This is a genomic window from Pseudomonas sp. LB3P58, from assembly GCF_054897895.1.
This window is the reverse complement of the sequence record NZ_JBUBVE010000001.1, coordinates 4,102,672-4,120,123: the sequence shown is the minus strand read 5'-3', so window position 1 is coordinate 4,120,123 and position 17,452 is coordinate 4,102,672. Positions and strand designations below refer to the sequence as shown.

Here is a 17,452-nt window from a genome sequence, read left to right as displayed (position 1 = left end):
AAGATTTTGTATTGACCTATTTGTGTAGAAGGATTCGTCCCATGGCTGTGTTGCCAGAACTTGAAGCATTTCTAGAACTCGCCGAGTTCGGCCGGATGACCGGCAAAAGTCGCGCGATGCATGAACAGTCGCCGCAACAGGCGCGGATCGATTTCGAAGCGTCGTCGGGGTTTCTCGATGTGCCGCTGGACAGCGTTGCCTGCGAGGACTTCACCATCGCCGCGCGAGATGGCCACAGCCTGTCGGCAAGGGTGTATCGCGACGGGCAATCGGTCAAAGGGCTGCAACCGGTGGTGTTGTATTTCCATGGTGGCGGCTATGTAGTCGGCAGTCTCGATTCCCATGATGCGCTGTGCCGGCGGCTGGCCTCCCAAGGTGGTTTTGCCTTGTTGACGGTGGATTATCGCCTGGCGCCGGAGTGGCGGTTCCCGACGCCGGTACAGGATGCCTGCGATGCGGGGAACTGGCTGGTTCGTGAAGGCGCGGCGCGCGGTCTGGACGCAACGCGAGTGGCCGTGACCGGTGACAGCGTGGGTGCGACGCTGGCGACAGTGTTGTCGATCATGGCGGTGCGTGAACCTGAGGAACTGGCGTTGAAACCCAAGGCGCAATTGTTGGTGTACCCGGTGACGGATGCCACCACCAAGCGCGCGTCGCATCGGGATTTCTCCGAGGGTTATTTGCTGGAGACGCCGACGCTGGATTGGTTCTATGCGCATTACGGGCGCACGCCAGAGGATCTGGCAGATTGGCGCTGCTCGCCGTTGCTGGCGGAGGATTTGTCAGGCGTGGCGCCGGCTCTGGTGTATTTGGCCGGGCATGATCCGTTGCATGACGAAGGGCTGGCGTATGCGGATCGGCTGCGAGCGGCGGGGAATGAGGTGACGTTGCTGGAACAGCCTGGGATGACCCATGACTTTTTGCGCATGGCGGGGTTGTTGGGGGAAGTGGAAGGGATTCACTCGGAAGTGGCGGGGTGGGTGCGTTCGCAGCTTTGATGGACCGCGTTTAAACATGGCTTGAGCCGGCGTGTTTAAAAGACCTGTAGGTTACTTCCTGAAAGCTACAACGCCTTGCGTCGTTGCCTACGACTACGCCAGAATCCGCCGGCTTGTGCGCCTTGAGCCTGGGTTTTATCGTTTCCCGGTCGCTGAAAATCAGCGTCCGGATTTGACCGTCCGAGTTAATCAAGGCGTGCACATGCCCAAGAGAAGTTCAGTCTTTTTGCGGTGGCTGTGCGCGGGACACCTCCGGGTGTGCCGGATACCTTGATTTCCGGTCGGTCAACCCGCGTACAGCTGCCACCTTATTCGTTTGACCGCGGACGGTCGCAGCTCCACTAATCAAGGAGCACCACTATGTTCAAAGCCACCCCACGCACACCCAGCACCATGTTCATCGTCAATCCAGAGCTCGATACCGAAACCTTGCTGGCCCACGCGTGCGAATCACTGGCCTCGGCCAATGTCATGACCATGGATCTGGCGGATGATATGGACGGGCCGAGTCGCAACTCCCTGCTGGGCATTGCGCAAGTCATCATGCTGGGGGAGCTGGCGGTGAACCGGGCGCTGGATCAGCTCGACCCACTTGAGTAATCATTGCCGGGTTTTTTGTGTTTGATCAGTGGGATCTCTGATGGGGCGACTGCCGCCATCGCGAGCAAGCTCGCTCCCACATTTGATCTCGGTCGTACGCAGGCTTTGTATCCACCCAAGATCCACTGTGGGAGCGAGCTTGCTCGCGATGAGGGCATCACAGACGACACAAATCTCACAGCCATAAAAAATGCCCGTATCTCGCGATACGGGCATTTTTCATTTCAGCTCAGCCACTCAGAAATCATATTTCGCAGTGATCTGCAGGTTACGTGGCTCGCCGTAGAACGTGGTGCCGAAGTTGCCCAGGCCGGTCAGGTACCTCTTGTCGAAGACGTTGTTGGCATTGGCGGTGAAGCTCAGGTGTTCGTCGTACTGATAACGGGTCATCAGGTCCACGAGGGTGTAGCCGCCTTGTTTGAGAGAGGTGCTGCCGCCCTCGCCACCGCCCACGTTGGGGCTGTAGCTCTGGCCGTAAAACGCGCTCTGCCAGCTGATGCCGCCACCGACGGTGAACTGGTCCAGCGCGCCGGGCAGGCGGTAGGTGGTGAACGTACGAATCACGTGTTCCGGTTTGCTGGTGGCCAGCGGGAAACCGAAGATGCGCTGTTCGTCCTTGTCACGGGTACGGGCGTAGGTGTAGCCGGCAGACACGTTCCAGTCCTGAGCCAGTTCGCCGGCCAGTTCCAGTTCCACGCCGTTGGTGGTGGCGCCGTCGGTGGCTTTGAAAATGCCATCGCCGGTATTCAAATCGGTGCCGACCGATTGAGCGAAGTTGTCCTGCTCAATGCGGAAGAAGGCCAGGCTGGCGTTCAGTTTGCCTTCGAAGTAGGCCGCTTTCAGGCCGGTTTCGTAGCTGTCGCCTTCGACCGGTGCCAGGGTCGAACCGTTGATGTCCTTGTTGATCTGAGGTTGGTAGATCTTGGTGTAGCTGGCGTAGACCGAGTAGGTATCGTTCAGGTCATAGACCACACCGGCGTAAGGCGTGACAACGCCGTGTTCCTTGTAGCTGGCGTGGGTGTCGGTCAGGGTGCCGCCCGGATAGTACGAGTAATCCTCGTTGTACTTGAAGGTGCTCAGACGGCTGCCGAGGATGAACGACAGGTCGTCGGTCGGACGCAGGCGCGTGGCCAGGTAAAGACCGTTCTGGCTCTGGGTGCGTTCGTATTTACCGTTTTTCGGGAACTCCTGTTTCGGCAGGCTACCGTTCCAGTCATAGATGCTGCCCGGCACCAGTTCGAAGGCGCTGGTGTCGTACGTTGCGCCGGTCTGGCGCGAGTGGGACGCCATGAAGCCGGCCACCAGTTCGTGCTCGCGACCGCCCAGGGTGAACGGTCCGGAGACGTTCACGTCAGCCGTGTTCTGCACGCGATGACCTTCCCAGCGACCCCAGTAAAGGAAATTGCCTACGCCCGTGGCGCGGTCCGCAGAACCCCCGCTGGCCGAGGCCAGTTGGGTATCGTGATCGGTGGTTTTCTGGTCGAAGCTGGCCTTGAACTTCCAGTCATTGGCCAGTGCCTGTTCCAGCGACGAGAAGTAGGTGACGCTGTCGAAATCACGACGGCTCCAGTCGGCGCCGGGGTTGAAACTGCGAGAGAAGTCGGTACGGCCGCCGTCGGTGAAGTACGGCGCGTTACCGGTCCAGGAGCTGCCGCGCGGGGTGGCACTGGACTTGTCGACGCCGAGGGTCAGCAGGGTGTCGTCCGTCAGGTCGGCTTCGAGGATGCCGTAGAACAGGTCTTTCTTCTGGCTGTAGTGGTCGATGTACGAATCCTTATCCTGGAGGGCGCCGACGAAGCGGCCGCGCACGCTGCCGGAATCGTTCAGCGAACCGGAGATGTCGCCTTCGGTGCGGTAGTTGTCCCAGTAACCGGCGGTGGCGCTGACCGAAGCCTTGAAGTCCTTGGTCGGCTTCTTGCGCACCAGGTTGACGGTGGCGGACGGGTCGCCCGCGCCGGTCATCAGGCCCGTGGCGCCTTTGATCACTTCGACGCGATCGAGGCTGGCGGCGTCGTCGCTGTTGTTGGGGTTCTCACCGTAAACACCGTCGTACGGGAGGTTGATGCCATCGTACTGGAAGTTGGTGATGGCGAAACCACGAGCAGAAAACTCAGTACGGTCACTGTCGTACTTCTGCGCCGTGACGCCAGGGGTGTTGCGCAATACGTCGCCGACGCTCTTGGCGCCGCGATCGTCCATTTGCTGACGCGTCACCACGGTCACCGATTGCGGTGTTTCGCGAAGGGTCAGCGGCAGTTTGGTCGCGGTGGTGGTGGCGCCGGTGGTGTAGGAACCGGTGTCTTCAGTGGTCAGGCCCAGGGCCTGGCCGGAAATGGTGGTCGCGCCCAGTTGCAGGCTCGAGCCGCCGCCAGACACCAGGGTGACGCTGTTGCCGTTGATCTGGAACGAGATGCCGGTGCCTTGCAGCAGGGCCTTCAGGGCATCGGACGGTTCCAGTGAACCGGACACCGCACGAGACTTGATCCCGGCAACCTGATCCGGGCTGTAGAGGATTTGCAGATTGGTCTGCATGCCCAGTTCGGTCAGCGCGTTGGAAAGCGATTGACCTGCAATGTTCACTTTTACAGGTGCAGCATTGGCCATCGAGCTCCCCAGCAAGGTGGCGGTCAGCAGTACGCTAGTGAACAGGGTGCGATGCAAAGTCGGGCGCTGTACGGCCAGCGCGAGAGGTGTGCGGGGTGTTTGAGGTCGCATTACTTACCTGAGCTCCTGAAAAAGTGTTGTGCAGAGTTTTTGTTAATAGGAATGATTATTAGACGCAGCACGAGCGTAAAACCGGAAAGAAACCGGGAAAATAAATATCCGAAGGGTGGTTGTAGGAGCCAGGTTGTCAGGCAGGGGCGAGCTCGGTGACGACCCGTCCACTTTCCATGCGCACCAGTTGGTCCGCCACGTCGAAATAACGGTCATCGTGGGAGATCACGATGATGGTCTTGCCCAGGCGTTTAAGGTCCGGCAGCAGCTCGGTATAGAAGATCCGGCGGAAGGTCGGGTCCTGGTCAGCCGCCCATTCATCGAACACCAGCACCGGACGTTCCTCCAGCCAGGCATTGACCAGGGCCAGGCGTTTGCGCTGGCCGGTGGAGAGGTCGGTGGTGGTGAAGTTGCCGTCCTTGACGCTGACCTTGTGCGCGATCTCCAGCCGTTGCAGGTATTTGTTGGCGTCTTCGGGGATGTGCGTATCGCCCTGGACCACATCATCGAACAGGTAATAGTCGGCAAAAATCGTGGTGAACAGCTGGCGATAGTCATCGCGGTTCTGCGCGTCGATCGCCTCGCCATTGACGCGGATTTCTCCCTGTTGAGGTGTGTACAGACCCAGCAGTAGCTTGATCAGCGTGGTCTTGCCGCAACCGTTCTCGCCGACAATAAAGGTGATGTCGCCTTGCTTGATCGTCAGGTTCACCGGCCCTAGCTGGAAGGGCGCAGCGCCTTCGACCGCCGGGAAGCTGAAACGCACATCGGCCAGTTTCAGTTCGTGCACCGCTTGCTTGACGTTGCCTTTATCGCTGAGCAGCAGATGAGGTTCCGGGGTGGAAAACTGCTCCGACAGTTCGGCGATGCGGCGGAAGGCGATCTGCGCGCGGCTGACGATCGGCAAGGTGCTGATCAAATGCTCCAGCGGACCTTTCATATAAAGCAGCACCAGCACGAAGCCGCTCATCACGGTTTTGTCGGCACTCGGCCAAAAGGTTTGCAGCGCGAGGGCCAGGCCGATGACCACGAAGAACAGCATCGAGCCGAAGGTCTTGGCGATCACGAAAGTGTTGATGGAACGCACCTGGGTGTTGCAGATGAACTCGGCGGTGGCCTTGATGCCCGAGACGAACATGCGCTGCCGACGTGGGCGATGAATGCGCAGTTCCTTGGCGCCTTCGGCAATCGCGTTGTAGTGCTTTTGCAGTTCATCTTCGGCCTCTCGGGCGGCCATGAAACCCTGAACACCCTTGCTCTGGGCGTAGGCCTGAATCGCCGTGCCGATCAGGATGGCGGCGACCATGATCAGGAACATCGGCCACGACAGAATCGCCAGATAGCCCATGCAACCCAGGGTCACGGTGACGGAAATGGCCAGCGGCGCGAAGGCGAAGGCGAAGTCGCTGATGGTGTCGACGTCGTGGGTCAGCACCGGGATCAGGCGGTGGCTGCGATAGCGCTCGATCTGTTCGATCGGTGCCGACAGGACTTTTTCACCCAACTGTTTACGCAGCTTGGCGATGATGTGCTGGCCGACATAGTTGGTGCCGATGTCCGAGCAGATCGAACTGGCCAGCGCGAGCAGGCACAGGCCGGCGAACAGGGCGACCACGCCTTGGGTCAGGCCGGTGTCCGAATGCAGGGCGTTGTTGATGGTCGCCAGCAATACCGTGACGCTCAGGCCGCCGACCATGCCCAGGAAAATGGACGCGGCGACGATGAGCCGAAAGGGTTTCAACAGGGCGAACAATTCGCCGATGGCGCCACGGGTAGGCTGGGTCATGGAAGACAGTTCCTTGGGTCGTGAAGGCAGATACCCAGTAGAACGTCTGGTGGAAGGCTTAATTTAGAAGGGCGCCGACTGGTGGAGGGGGGGCCACACAAAACCCTGTAGGAGCTGACGAGTGAAACGAGGCTGCGATCTTTTGATCTTGTTTTTAAAAAGCAAAGTCAAAAGATCGCAGCCTCGTTTCACTCGTCAGCTCCTACAGAGAGCACAGTCATCCAGAAAACTCTGGCTTATAGGTCTCGCACGATGCGAAATCCCATCCAGTCGCCGCGCTCTTGCGGGTACTGGCTGTTGCGGTTGCCGGAGCGGGAGAACACCGGCGCTTCCCCCCAGTCGTTGCCGCGAATCCGCACGGCTTCGCATTTGGGCTCGACCCAGGCGCTGCCATCGGTGGGCGCACCGACGTAGTCCGGGTGTTCGCAGTCTTCGATCCATTCGTAAACATTGCCGTGCATGTCGTACATGCCGAAGGCATTCGGCGGGTAGCTGCCCACTGGCGAGCTGTAGCTGTAACCGTCCGCCGGGCCATAGGTGTTGGCGTGTTTGCTGATGCTGTACTCCTTGCCCTCATCGAACGGGAAGGGGAACGGCCCTTTGCTGCCACCGCGCGCGGCATATTCGCGTTGGGCCTCGCTGACCATGCGGTACGTCTGCCCGGTTTTTTTCGACAGCCAGGCGACGTAGTTTTTCACGTCGTCGAAGTTCATGCACACCGCCGGCTGACGCGGGCTCTGCGGATAACGCGGCTTGCTGGCGACGCACTCGCGACCCGGCCGGGTGTCGCCGTTGGCGATGGTCACGCCACTCTCGCGCACGTAGCTGTCCCATTCACCGGCAGTGACCTGGAAGCGGCTCATGGCGAACGGTTTGGCAAAGGTCACCTCGTGCATTGGACCTTCATCGGGTTCGCGACCGACTTCATCGTCCGGTGTGCCCATGGTGAAGGTGCCGGCCGGCAGCACGACCATTTCCGGGCAGTCCCGGCAGTCCTTGAACACCTTGCCCGGTTGCGGGGTGGCTGCAGCCTGGGCGGTGGTCGGTAAAAGTCCGACCATGAGGGCGGTCAGGGCCAGGGCCTTGAGCGGCAAGGTCAATTGATCTCGGTTCATGAATCATCTCGATATAAAAAACGGGTGTCACGCCAGGCCCAATGTGGGAGTGAGCCTGCTCGCGATCGGGCCATCACATTCAACATTGATGGTGACTGATCCACCGCTATCGCGAGCAGGCTCGCTCCCACAGGGTTCTGCATCATGGCGTCAGGCGGTCTTGCTCAGCAGGGCCATGAAGTGGTCGATATCGTTTTCGGTGTTGAGCAGGCCGGGGGCGATGCGGATCACCGGGCCGACGTCGCGGTCCACCGAGTCGCAGACCACACGGTTTTCCATCAGCTGGACGGCGACTTTTTCGCAGTCGCGATCCTTGATCCGGAAGAAGGTAAAACCGGCCGACAGGTCCGGGCTCTTTGGCGTCACCAATTCGATCTGCGGGTGCTCCAGCAAGCGGTTTTTTGCATAGGTGTTGAGCGCGTGGATGCGTGCCTGCACCTCGGCCTTGCCCAGGTCCAGGTGCAGCTTGAAGGCTTCGTTCAGGGCCCAGCGATGTTCGAAGCTGTGATAGCCACCGGGGGTCATGATGGTCGAGAAGGTGGTGGCTTCGGAGAACGTTGGAATGGTCGGCGTCACGTCCTTGAGCTCGGTCGAACGGGCGCAGATGATCCCGGTACCGCGCGGGCCGAACATCCATTTGTGCGTGCCGGCAATGAAGAAATCGCAGTGCATGTCGGGGAAGTCGAGGTCCTCGACGCCGAAGCCATGGACGCCGTCGACCACATACAGGATGCGGTCCTTTTCCTCGCGGTTGCGATTCTGTTCGTCCACCAGTTTGCCGATCTCGCCGATCGGCAGTTTCACGCCGCTGCCCGATTGCACCCACGTCATGCCGAGCACTCGGGTTTCGGGGCGAATGCCTTTGGCAATCGAGCCCAGCACTTCATCCACGGAAATGCTGTGGCTGTTCTCGAACAGCTTGAGCTTGCGAACCTTGACCCCGTCCTTTTGCTGGCGATACCCCAGCGCATAGTTCGTCGCGTAATGTTCGTGTTCGCTGGTGAGGATTTCCTGGTCGGGGCGCACGTGAATGCCGCCGTAGATCAGTGAAAGGCCTTCGGTGGTGCTGCCGGTGAGGGCGATCTGCTCGGGCTTGGCCTTGAGGTAGCGACCGGCCCAGACGCGTACTTCCTGCTCGCGTTTTTCGGTTTCCCCCAGGTCCCAGTCCATGGCCCTGCCGGGGTTGCGGTCGAGGTTGGCGCGGTGCAGGTCGATGGCGTCACGCACCGGTTTGGGGTGCGAAGTCACCAAAAAGTTGGCGAAGTGCAGGTAATCCGGGTCCTGATTGAACATCTGGCGCAGTTGCGCCCATTTATCCTTCGGCAGCGGCGCCGGATTGGCGGCCAGCGCCGGCAGGTTCACGGCAGCGCCCAGGGGCAGGCCAGCCGCGAGAATGCCGGCCTGCTTGAGGAAAGAACGACGGTTGGTCATGAGCTCGGTTCGCTTCTGCAAAAGAGAGAATCAGTTTTTCGCCACAGGCTTGGAGGACTTCTGCACCTGGTCCCAGACCCGCAGGAAGTTGCCGCCCCAGAGCTTGGCGATATCGGCTTCGCCGTAGCCGCGACTGATCAGCTCGGCTGTCACGTTGCGGGCCTCGCTGACATCCTTCCAACCGTCCAGGCCGCCACCGTCGTTGAAGTCGGAACTGATGCCGACATGGTCGATGCCGATTTTCTTCACCGCGTAGTCGATCGCGTCGCCGTAGTCCTTGAGCGTGGCCTTGGGCTCCTCGTCGACGATGGCGTAGAGCTGACTGGCGTACTCGCCGAAACGTTGTTCGGACCAGACGGTGATCACCGGGTCCCCCGGCATCAGTGCCATCTCCAGGCCTTGCAACGGTTGCAGGTCGAAGCGTGCGCGCAGGTTGTTGAGTTTGTCCTGGGTGGTCTGGCTGAGCGGGCGGATGTAGGTCGGGAAACCGACAATCTGCACCACGCCGCCGCTGTTCTTGATCAGTTGCATTTCCTGGTCGCTGAGGTTGCGCGGGATGTCCACCAACCCTCGCGGTGCCGAGTGGGACGCGACCATCGGTGCACGGCTCAGCTGGGCAACTTGCTCCAGCGCCTTGGTCGACATCTGCGAAACGTCGATGATCACGCCGAGGTCGTTGAGGCGGTGCACGGCCTGCTTGCCGATCTCCGAGAGGCCGCCGAGGGCGTCGCGGGAGTCGTTGAAAAACGGCAATGGCCGGGATGAATCAGCCCAGGCATTGTTGCCCACGTAGCTGAAGCCGAACATGCGCATGCCGCGTGCCGCCCACTTGTCCAGGGCGTTCAGGTCGTTGCCCAGCGGATAGGCGTTGAGCATGCTCATGAAGATCGCGAACTTGCCTTCGCCATGCAGGCGGCGGAAGTCGTCGGGGGTGTAGGCGATGGCAACCTGATTAGGGAAGTCGCGAACCATTGTGCTGATGATTTTGTAGCGGGTTTCCTGCTCGAACCGTGCTTCGTCGACGAAACCGGCGGTTGGGCGGTGCGGGGCGTTGGCGCCGTTCCAGATCTCCGGCCAGCCGAAAATCGTCAGGGCCGCACCAGACAGGCGTCCGCGCCCGGTCTTGACCAGGTCGAATTGCCCGGTGCCGTCCTTGTCGGCTTCATTGCCGGCGGTGCCGAAGTCCAGCGGGACGGTGACGTGGCTGTCGAAGGAGAGGATTCGCTCGTGCAGCTCATCGGCCTGTTTCATCACCTTGACCGGGTAACCGGGATTGTCCTTGAACCAGTAATCCCAGGCCGCAAAGCCTGCACCGGCGCTGATCGCCAGGGCCAGCGGCAGGCCGATGTAAAGAGCCTTTTTCGAACGTGGTTTTGTCATGTTCATCTCAGTCAGGTTCGTTGCCCCGGTGTGGGGGGCTTTGCTATCTGGGATGGACGAGTGATCCCGTTGGAAATTTAGGGTGGGGCTGATGGCCTCATCGCGAGCAGGCTCGCTCCCACAGGGATTTTGCGAACACGGGAGATCCACTGTGGGAGCTAGCCTGCTGGCGATGCTGTTAAATTTTTGAAGGGGGTGAACGTTCTAGCTTGGATAAAGCCTGCTTCATGGCTGACACAGGTAGGGCAATGACGATTTCTCGACGATGGTTCATGGCAGGCCTGGCGCTGACCGGCGCCGCCGTGCCTGCGGCTTTTTATGGGCATCGTGAATGGACGAAACCGGATCCGACGATCACCCCCGGCGAAGCGTCATTCGATGTCGCGGATGTCGCTGGCCAGCACTTGGCGAACACCTTGCGCGGTGTCTGGCAGATCCGTTTCGAAGGTCGTGATGCCGGCATTGAAGGCCTGCCACGGGACGGGCTGGAGGTGTTTCTCGACATCGGTCACAAAGGTCGCGGCTTGAGCGGGTTCCTCGACACCGCCGAGCGTTTGCGTTCGAGCGAAGCGCCGCGTTACCGGGTGCTCGGCGATCTGGCCGGCGCCAAACCGGCGCAATTGAGCTGGCGGCTGCTCAGCGCCAGCGGCACAGCGGATTACGAATTCAGCCTGTTGCTGGACGAAGTCTGGGCCGGTTTCGGCAACGCTGGCAGCGGCACTCTCAGTGGTCGGGTGTTGAATCTGGACCGTCCGCTGATGTTGACGGCGCAGGACAACCGCTTCATTGCCGTCAAGCGCGTGTTCCCCGAAGCCCGCGAGCGCAGCGGTCTCAACCCGACGTTGCTGGCCTGGCTGGTGTCCCCGGAGCATCGACTGTTTCACCAACTCTGGCATGCCTCCCGAGACAAATGGCACACCCTGTCCGAAGACAAGCGCGGTGCTTTGCGCGGCATTGGCTGGCAGCCTGGCCCGCGAGACAAGGAGCGTGATGCCCGTGGCGCGCGCAAGGATCGTAACGGCTCGGGTGTGGATTTCTTCTTCATGCACCGGCACATGCTCGGCAAGGCGCGCTCCCTGCAAGACTTGCCGTCCTGGCAGCACTTCCCGCTGCCACAGCCGGAACTGGCGCGTGATCGGGTAGGGTTCGCCCGTTATTTCGACAACCACGATGGCACCGCGCTGCCGCCGACCTGGCTGGCCGACGACGATGCCGAGTACTCGCAATGGGTCAGCGACATCAAGACCGCCGAGACCTACCACAGCAATTTCCAGGTCTGGGAATCGCAGTACCGTGATCCGCGTTATCTGTCGAAATTGACCTTGGGTCAGTTCGGTTCAGAGGTGGAATTGGGGTTGCACGACTGGCTGCACATGCGTTGGGCCTCGGTGCCGCGTGATCCGTCCAACGGTCAACCCGTGCCGTTTGCCCGGGATCCGTCGGATTTTTCCGCGCGCTGGTATGCGCCGGAAAACGACTTCCTCGGCGATCCGTTTTCGTCTCATGTAAACCCGGTGTTCTGGCATTTCCATGGCTGGATCGATGATCGTCTGGAAGACTGGTTCCGCGCGCACGAGCGTTTTCATCCGGGGGAGGTCAGTCGGCTGGAGGTCAATGGCGTGGCGTGGTTTGCGCCTGGGCGTTGGGTCGAGATCGATGATCCGTGGCTCGGCCCGAGCACCCATGGTTGCGCCACCACGCCGGGATTACAGGCCGGCAAGTCGGTGGAGATGGACCCGGAAACCATGAAGCTGGCGTTGCGGATTACCTTTGGTGATGACGAGAAGAAACTGGCGGATCTGTTCCGCAAGGTGCCGCAACGTCCTTGGTATGCAAGGCATTTGAAGGCCAAACCGATTACCAGCTAATCAGGCATACCGGGTTATCGTTCAATCGCGAGCAGGCTCGCTCCCACAATGGATCTATGGCGAACACATTATGTGTGAACACCTGAGATCAATTGTGGGAGCGAGCCTGCTCGCGATGGCGGACTCACTGGCGCTGCAAATCACAACACCTGCCACCCACCCCCAAGCGCCTTGTACAACGCAATACTCGCCTGCAACCGCGACAACCGCAGTTGCACATTCAGATCCTGCGCCGCATACAGCGTGCGCTGTGTCTCCAGCACCGTCAGCAAATCCTCGGCACCGGCCTGATAACGGCTTTGCGCAATGTTGAACGCCGTCTGCGCCTGGTTCAGTTCTTCACCTTGCCACTGCCGCTGTTCGTCCAGTCCGCGAATGCTGTTCAACGCTTTTTCCACATCGGCGAACCCATTGATGATCGCCCCACGATACGTCTCCAGCAGTTCCTCCTGGCGGGCCGTGGCCTTGTCGCGCTCGGCGCTCAGGCGACCATTGTTGAAGACCGGTGCAAGCAGTCCGGCGGTGAGGTTGTAGAAAGGATTGCGCAGCATGTCCGCCGCGCGATCCGCGCCCGATCCGAGTTCCGCGCTCAGCGTGACCTTCGGTAGCATCGCCGCGCGGGCGACGGTGACGTCGGCTTGTGCGGCGGCCAATTGCGCTTCGGCGCGGGCGATGTCCGGGCGTCGGCTGATCAGTTCGCTGGGCAGCCCAGCGCCAATGGTCGGCCATGACAATTGATCAAAGCGTTCCTGACCCAAAGACAATGCCTGCACCGGCCGGCCGAGCAGGGCGGCGAGGCTGATCTGTGCGTCCTGAGCCTGTTGCTGCACCAGCGGCAATTGCCGTTGTTGCGCGGCGACCAGACTCTTCTGCTGCGCCAGTTCCAGCGCGGTTGCCGAGCCAGAGTCAAAACGCGTCTGCACCAGTTTCAAAACATTCTGCGCGTTCGCCAGATTCAACTCGGCGATGCGACTTTGCTCACGCAACGACACGCTTTGCGCGTAGCTGCTGGCGACGCCGCTGAGCAGCGTCAGCTCCACCGTTGCCTGATCGAATTCGCTGGCCTGCAAGCCGAATTGCGCACTGTCGCGGGAAGCGCGTTGGCCGCCCCAGAAGTCGACTTCGTAAGTGGCGCTGAGGTTGGCATTAAAGTAATCGACGGCCTTGTTATCGCCATCGGCATCGAGCTGGCTGTAGCCGTTGCCGCGCAATAGTTTCTGCCGATTGGCGTTCAGGCCGGCCTTGACCTCCGGCAGCAGCGAGCCGCCGGCAATCACGGTGTCGGCTTGCGCTTGACGCACCCGAGCGATGGCGGCGGCCAGATCGAAACTGCCGACCCGCGCCTGTTCGATCAGGCGATCAAGCTCCGGGCTGCCGAACTGCGTCCACCATTGCAGGTGGCTGCGGGTAGCGCTTTCAGTGTGTGGCGATTGCCAGGCGGCGGGCGGCTGGAGGCCGCTGTCCGGACGCTGGGCGGGACTACCGCAGGCGCCGAGCAACAGGCAGAGGGTCAGCAGGCTGAGTTGCGGCTTCATAGATCGATCATTCACTGGTAAGGGCCGTGACCGGGTCGAGTCGGGCAGCTTTGCGGGCCGGCATGAAGCCGAAGACAACACCGGTGACCAGGGCGCAGCCGAAGGCGCCGAGCACCGCTATCAAGGAGAACGCGACGGCGACTTCGCTGAGGATCAGCACGCCACCGACGATCAGTGCCAGGGCAATCCCGGCGAGCCCGCCGACCACCGAAAGCATCACCGCTTCGGTGAGGAACTGGCGCAGGATGTCCCGTTGGCGGGCGCCGGTGGCCATGCGGATACCGATCTCGCGGGTGCGCTCGCGCACGGTCATGAGCATGATGTTCATCACACCGATCCCGCCCACCAGCAGAGAGATCGCGGCAATCGAGCCGAGCATCAGCGACAGGGTATTTTGCGTGCGCGCCTCGGCCTGGATCATCGCGGCGTTGTTGGTCAGTTCGAAATCCTTCTTGCCGTTGTGCAGGCGCAGCATCAATTGCTCGATGGCTACTTCGGTCTCTTTGACCTTGCGCGCATCGGCGGCGGCGATGGCCACGTATTCGGGGTTGTGGGTGCCAAACAGTCGGACGCTGGCGGCGGAGTAGGGGATGGCGATGCGGTCGTCGCTGTCGGAGTCGCCGGAGCTGGCGCCTTTTTCCGCGAGCACGCCGACCACCTGGAACGGCACGTTCTCGATCAGGATGTATTGGCCAATCGGGTTGGCGACGTCCTTGAGCAACTTGGTTCGCACCTTGTGGCCGATGACTGCGACGGCTGCTGCGTTGCGTTCATCTTCCTGGGTGAAATAGCTGCCTTCCACCACCGGCCAGTTGAAGATCGCCGGGAAGTTGGTGTCGTTGCCGCCGACGTAACTCAAGTGGTCGAGGTTGCCGAAGCGCACCCCGGCCTCCTGGCCGTTGACCGGCATGATCCGTGTCACTTGCGGCAGGCTTCCCACCGCCGCGACATCATTCAGGGTGACGATGCCCAGCGGCGTTCGCGGGTTCGGTGACGAGCCGCTGAGGTAAATGATGTTGGAGCCGAACGCGCCCATTTGCGCCATCACCTGGCGCTTGCTGCCTTCACCGACTGCCAGCATGACCACCACCGACGCGACGCCGATGATGATGCCGAGCAGCGTCAGTGCGGTACGAAAACGGTTGATCCACATCACCCGCCACGCGGCTTGCACCGCATCGACCAGTTCGCCTTTCCAGGCCCCGGTGGCTTCGGCGCCTTCGGTCAGGCGCTTGCGCAGATCCACCGCTTGCAGCGCGCCAGGGTTGGCTGAAGTTTGTACCTCAGGGTTGTCGCGGGCGCTGTCGCTGATGATCAGCCCGTCGCGAATTTCGATGATGCGTTTGGCCCGGGCCGCCACTTCGCGGTCGTGGGTGATGAGAATTACAACGTGGCCCTGGCTCGCCAGTTCGTCGAGCAGGGTCATGACCTCGGCGCCGCTGTGGCTGTCGAGGGCGCCGGTGGGTTCATCGGCGAGGATGATGTGGCCGCCGTTCATCAAGGCGCGGGCGATGGACACCCGTTGTTGCTGGCCGCCGGAGAGCTGGTGCGGACGGTTGCCGGTGCGCGAGGCCAGGCCGAGGCGGTCGAGCAAGGCGGCGGCGCGGGCGTGACGTTCGGCGGCCGGCAAGCCTGCGTAGATCGCAGGCATCTCGACGTTTTCCTGGGCCGAACCGGATGGGATCAGGTGATAACCCTGGAACACAAAGCCGAAGGCTTCGCGGCGCAGCCAGGCCAGTTCGTCGCTGTCGAGTGCGGCGACGTTCTCCCCGGCGAAACGGTATTCGCCTGAGGTCGGGCGGTCGAGGCAGCCGAGGATGTTCATCAGCGTCGACTTGCCGGAGCCGGAGGCACCGACGATCGCCACGAATTCCCCGGCATGGATCGACAGGTCGATACCGCGCAGCACGTGAACTTCCGGTGAATCGCCGCCGCCGTAGGCTTTGCGGATGTCGTGCAGGTCGATCAGGGGCGTCAGCATTCAGCCGCCACTCCCGTCGGCCGGGCCGATCAACAGGTGATCGCCTTCCTGCAAGCCGTCGATGATCTGCACCCGCAGGCGATCGCTGATGCCGGTGCGCACGTCACGCTGCTCGATGCGGCCGTTTTTGGCGACGACCTGGGCAATTTGCATATTCGCTTCAATGCCGGCCTGCAAGGCCGCGACAGGCGCAGTCAGGGTGTTTTTCGCCTGATCCGAAACGAAGAAGACCTGGGTGGTCATTTCCGCCATCAGCGCATTGTCGGCGTTATCGACGTCGAGCAATACGGTGTACAGCACCACGCGAGCGCTGCCGCTTTTGCTCGAACTGGCGGGGCTGCCGCCGCCCTGGCTGGTCTGGTCCAGCGGCTTGGGCGGCACCGGCAAAATTTGCCGCACGGTGCTGTTCCAGCGACGGTTGCCGCCGCTGAGGGTGGTGAACCAGGCCGTCATCCCGGGTTTGACGTGACCGATGTCGGCTTCCGACACCTCGGCCCAGACGGTCATCGGCGACAACTTGGCGATGCGCAGAATCAGTGGCGTTTGTTGCTGGGCGTTGAGGGTCTGGCCCTCACGGGCGTCGAGTGCGACGACGGTTCCGCTCATAGGTGCATAGATTCGGGTGTAACCCAATTCCGCCTGATCGCTGCGCAGGCTGGCCTGGGCCTGGCGGATCTGCGCCTGGAACATGTCGATGCGGGCCTGGGTGGCGCGCAGTTCGGCCTCGGCGGTCTGCACGTCTTCTTCACGGGTGGCGCCACCGGCCTTGAGGTTTTGCTGGCGCTGGAATTTCTGCCGGGCGAGGTCGTGCTGCGCCCGTTGTTCCTGCAGCTGTGCCTTGAGGTTTTCGATGGAGAAACGCCCGGCATCGAGTTTGGCCTGTTGCGTGGACGGATCGATCTCCACCAGCAACTGGCCTTCCTTCACCACATCGCCGACTTCCACGTGGAGCTTGTGGATCTGCCCGGACGCCTGGGCGCCGACGTCGACATAACGTCGAGGTTGCAGGGTGCCCAGGGCCGTGACGCTGCTTTCGATGTCGGCACGGGAGACCTGAACGGTGGCGAACTGGTCGCGGCCGGGCGGGATGATCTGCCAGGCGGCGACGGCGATAACGGGGATCAGACAAAGTGCTACAAGCAGGGCGCGTCGGGTCTGTCGGGGACGTTTCATGCAGGGTTCCGGCCAATGAATATCGGCCCGTCGTTCAGGCTGTGCGCGAAAACGTGCGACAGAGACGGGGAGCTGTCCTGTAAACGATGAACGTAGCGGGGAATTTAGCTTCGGACATACGGCGTAACACCCGTAGGAGCTGTGTAGGAGCTGTCGAGTGAAGCTGTGTGCAGACTATTTGTGGGGCAAGGTGAAGCAATACTTTAAATCTATATGAGAATTACTATAAATTACGCACCTCAAGCTGCCACTATCGTGCCACTGCCTATTTCGGCGGTCGCCGGTCTGGCTCAAGGATAGAAACCGCACCCCTGCGGCCGGGAGTCATGTTGGAAAACTACTATCGCGAGCTGGTGTGTTTTTTGAACGCCAAGCTGGGCAACCGTCAGGTGGCCGAAGATGTGGTGCATGACGCTTATCTGCGGGTATTGGAGCGCTCCAGCGACACGCCGATCGAGCAGCCTCGGGCGTTCCTGTATCGCACCGCGCTCAATCTGGTGATCGATGACCATCGGCGCAATGCCCTGCGTCAGGTCGAATCGCTGGAAGTGCTCGACAACGAAGAGCGCTACTTCACCCCATCCCCTCATCACAGCCTCGATCACGGTCAACGCTTGGAGATGCTCCAGCGTGCATTGGCGGAATTGCCACGGCTGTGCCGCGAGAGTTTCCTGCTGCGCAAGATCGAAGGTCTGTCGCACCCGGAGATCGCTGAACACCTGGGCATTTCCCGGGCCCTGGTGGAGAAACACATCGTCAATGCGATGAAGCATTGCCGCGTGCGGATGCTGCAATGGGACGCCCATTGATCTCCCCTCGCTAAATTTTTTTTCATTGTCCTCGTTCCTAATCAACAGACGATCTGCTGTC

At 61.1% G+C, this 17,452-nt stretch carries 12 protein-coding genes; 4 read left to right on the top strand and 8 right to left on the bottom strand.

What is annotated here, in order from left to right:
• The first annotated feature begins 41 nt into the window (after positions 1-41).
• Positions 42-998 (top strand): alpha/beta hydrolase, encoded by a 957-nt coding sequence (locus ACYZTZ_RS19215; protein ID WP_461999387.1) that lies wholly within the window; start codon positions 42-44, stop codon positions 996-998.
• A 360-nt stretch (positions 999-1,358) separates the two neighbouring features.
• The gene (locus ACYZTZ_RS19210; protein WP_461999386.1) at positions 1,359-1,598 is read left to right on the top strand and encodes a DUF6124 family protein; all 240 of its coding nucleotides are present in this window, start codon (positions 1,359-1,361) and stop codon (positions 1,596-1,598) included.
• 237 nt (positions 1,599-1,835) lie between these two features.
• On the opposite strand, the gene ACYZTZ_RS19205 is transcribed toward ACYZTZ_RS19210, so the two are convergent.
• The 5 genes from ACYZTZ_RS19205 to pvdM form a co-directional block, all read right to left on the bottom strand.
• Positions 1,836-4,313 carry a TonB-dependent siderophore receptor gene (locus ACYZTZ_RS19205; protein ID WP_461999385.1) on the bottom strand — a complete coding sequence of 826 codons (2,478 nt, stop codon included), beginning with the start codon at positions 4,311-4,313 and terminating at the stop codon, positions 1,836-1,838.
• A gap of 136 nt (positions 4,314-4,449) precedes the next feature.
• On the bottom strand, positions 4,450-6,099 hold the full coding sequence (locus ACYZTZ_RS19200; RefSeq protein WP_461999384.1) for a cyclic peptide export ABC transporter: 1,650 nt from the start codon (positions 6,097-6,099) through the stop codon (positions 4,450-4,452).
• A gap of 236 nt (positions 6,100-6,335) precedes the next feature.
• The gene (pvdO, locus tag ACYZTZ_RS19195; protein WP_461999383.1) at positions 6,336-7,214 is read right to left on the bottom strand and encodes a dihydropyoverdine dehydrogenase; all 879 of its coding nucleotides are present in this window, start codon (positions 7,212-7,214) and stop codon (positions 6,336-6,338) included.
• Positions 7,215-7,364: 150 nt separating this feature from the next.
• Positions 7,365-8,645 (bottom strand): pyoverdine-tailoring periplasmic protein PvdN, encoded by a 1,281-nt coding sequence (pvdN, locus tag ACYZTZ_RS19190; protein WP_461999382.1) that lies wholly within the window; start codon positions 8,643-8,645, stop codon positions 7,365-7,367.
• Positions 8,646-8,675: 30 nt separating this feature from the next.
• Positions 8,676-10,025, bottom strand: coding sequence for a pyoverdine-tailoring dipeptidase-like protein PvdM (gene pvdM, locus ACYZTZ_RS19185; protein ID WP_461999381.1), 1,350 nt, complete (start codon positions 10,023-10,025; stop codon positions 8,676-8,678).
• A gap of 248 nt (positions 10,026-10,273) precedes the next feature.
• Between pvdM and pvdP the strand changes: the two genes are divergently transcribed.
• The gene (pvdP, locus tag ACYZTZ_RS19180) at positions 10,274-11,893 is read left to right on the top strand and encodes a pyoverdine maturation tyrosinase PvdP (protein ID WP_461999380.1); all 1,620 of its coding nucleotides are present in this window, start codon (positions 10,274-10,276) and stop codon (positions 11,891-11,893) included.
• Positions 11,894-12,033: 140 nt separating this feature from the next.
• Here pvdP and ACYZTZ_RS19175 read toward each other — a convergent pair whose 3' ends face one another.
• From ACYZTZ_RS19175 to ACYZTZ_RS19165, 3 genes are read right to left on the bottom strand one after another with little or no spacing between them, the layout of a single operon-like run.
• A complete protein-coding gene (locus tag ACYZTZ_RS19175) occupies positions 12,034-13,428 on the bottom strand; it encodes an efflux transporter outer membrane subunit (RefSeq protein ID WP_461999379.1) in 1,395 nt (464 codons plus the stop codon).
• Between the two features lie 7 nt (positions 13,429-13,435).
• Positions 13,436-15,409 carry a MacB family efflux pump subunit gene (locus tag ACYZTZ_RS19170; RefSeq protein WP_461999378.1) on the bottom strand — a complete coding sequence of 658 codons (1,974 nt, stop codon included), beginning with the start codon at positions 15,407-15,409 and terminating at the stop codon, positions 13,436-13,438.
• Positions 15,410-16,582: an efflux RND transporter periplasmic adaptor subunit gene (locus tag ACYZTZ_RS19165; RefSeq protein ID WP_461999377.1), complete on the bottom strand. Its 1,173-nt coding sequence runs from the start codon at positions 16,580-16,582 to the stop codon at positions 15,410-15,412.
• 326 nt (positions 16,583-16,908) lie between these two features.
• Here ACYZTZ_RS19165 and ACYZTZ_RS19160 point away from each other — a divergent pair, with 326 nt between their 5' ends.
• On the top strand, positions 16,909-17,391 hold the full coding sequence (locus tag ACYZTZ_RS19160) for a sigma-70 family RNA polymerase sigma factor (RefSeq protein WP_056741950.1): 483 nt from the start codon (positions 16,909-16,911) through the stop codon (positions 17,389-17,391).
• Positions 17,392-17,452: the final 61 nt, after the last annotated feature.

What these genes read in the sequence shown, in the direction of transcription:
- ACYZTZ_RS19210 (WP_461999386.1), top strand. Translation starts at nt 1,359, where the DNA reads ATGTTCAAAGCCACCCCACGCACACCCAGCACCATGTTCATCGTCAAT.
- ACYZTZ_RS19165 (WP_461999377.1), bottom strand. Translation starts at nt 16,582, where the DNA reads ATGAAACGTCCCCGACAGACCCGACGCGCCCTGCTTGTAGCACTTTGT.
- pvdM (WP_461999381.1), bottom strand. Translation starts at nt 10,025, where the DNA reads ATGACAAAACCACGTTCGAAAAAGGCTCTTTACATCGGCCTGCCGCTG.
- ACYZTZ_RS19170 (WP_461999378.1), bottom strand. Translation starts at nt 15,409, where the DNA reads ATGCTGACGCCCCTGATCGACCTGCACGACATCCGCAAAGCCTACGGC.
- ACYZTZ_RS19200 (WP_461999384.1), bottom strand. Translation starts at nt 6,099, where the DNA reads ATGACCCAGCCTACCCGTGGCGCCATCGGCGAATTGTTCGCCCTGTTG.
- ACYZTZ_RS19205 (WP_461999385.1), bottom strand. Translation starts at nt 4,313, where the DNA reads ATGCGACCTCAAACACCCCGCACACCTCTCGCGCTGGCCGTACAGCGC.
- ACYZTZ_RS19215 (WP_461999387.1), top strand. Translation starts at nt 42, where the DNA reads ATGGCTGTGTTGCCAGAACTTGAAGCATTTCTAGAACTCGCCGAGTTC.
- pvdP (WP_461999380.1), top strand. Translation starts at nt 10,274, where the DNA reads ATGACGATTTCTCGACGATGGTTCATGGCAGGCCTGGCGCTGACCGGC.
- ACYZTZ_RS19160 (WP_056741950.1), top strand. Translation starts at nt 16,909, where the DNA reads ATGTTGGAAAACTACTATCGCGAGCTGGTGTGTTTTTTGAACGCCAAG.
- ACYZTZ_RS19175 (WP_461999379.1), bottom strand. Translation starts at nt 13,428, where the DNA reads ATGAAGCCGCAACTCAGCCTGCTGACCCTCTGCCTGTTGCTCGGCGCC.
- pvdO (WP_461999383.1), bottom strand. Translation starts at nt 7,214, where the DNA reads ATGAACCGAGATCAATTGACCTTGCCGCTCAAGGCCCTGGCCCTGACC.
- pvdN (WP_461999382.1), bottom strand. Translation starts at nt 8,645, where the DNA reads ATGACCAACCGTCGTTCTTTCCTCAAGCAGGCCGGCATTCTCGCGGCT.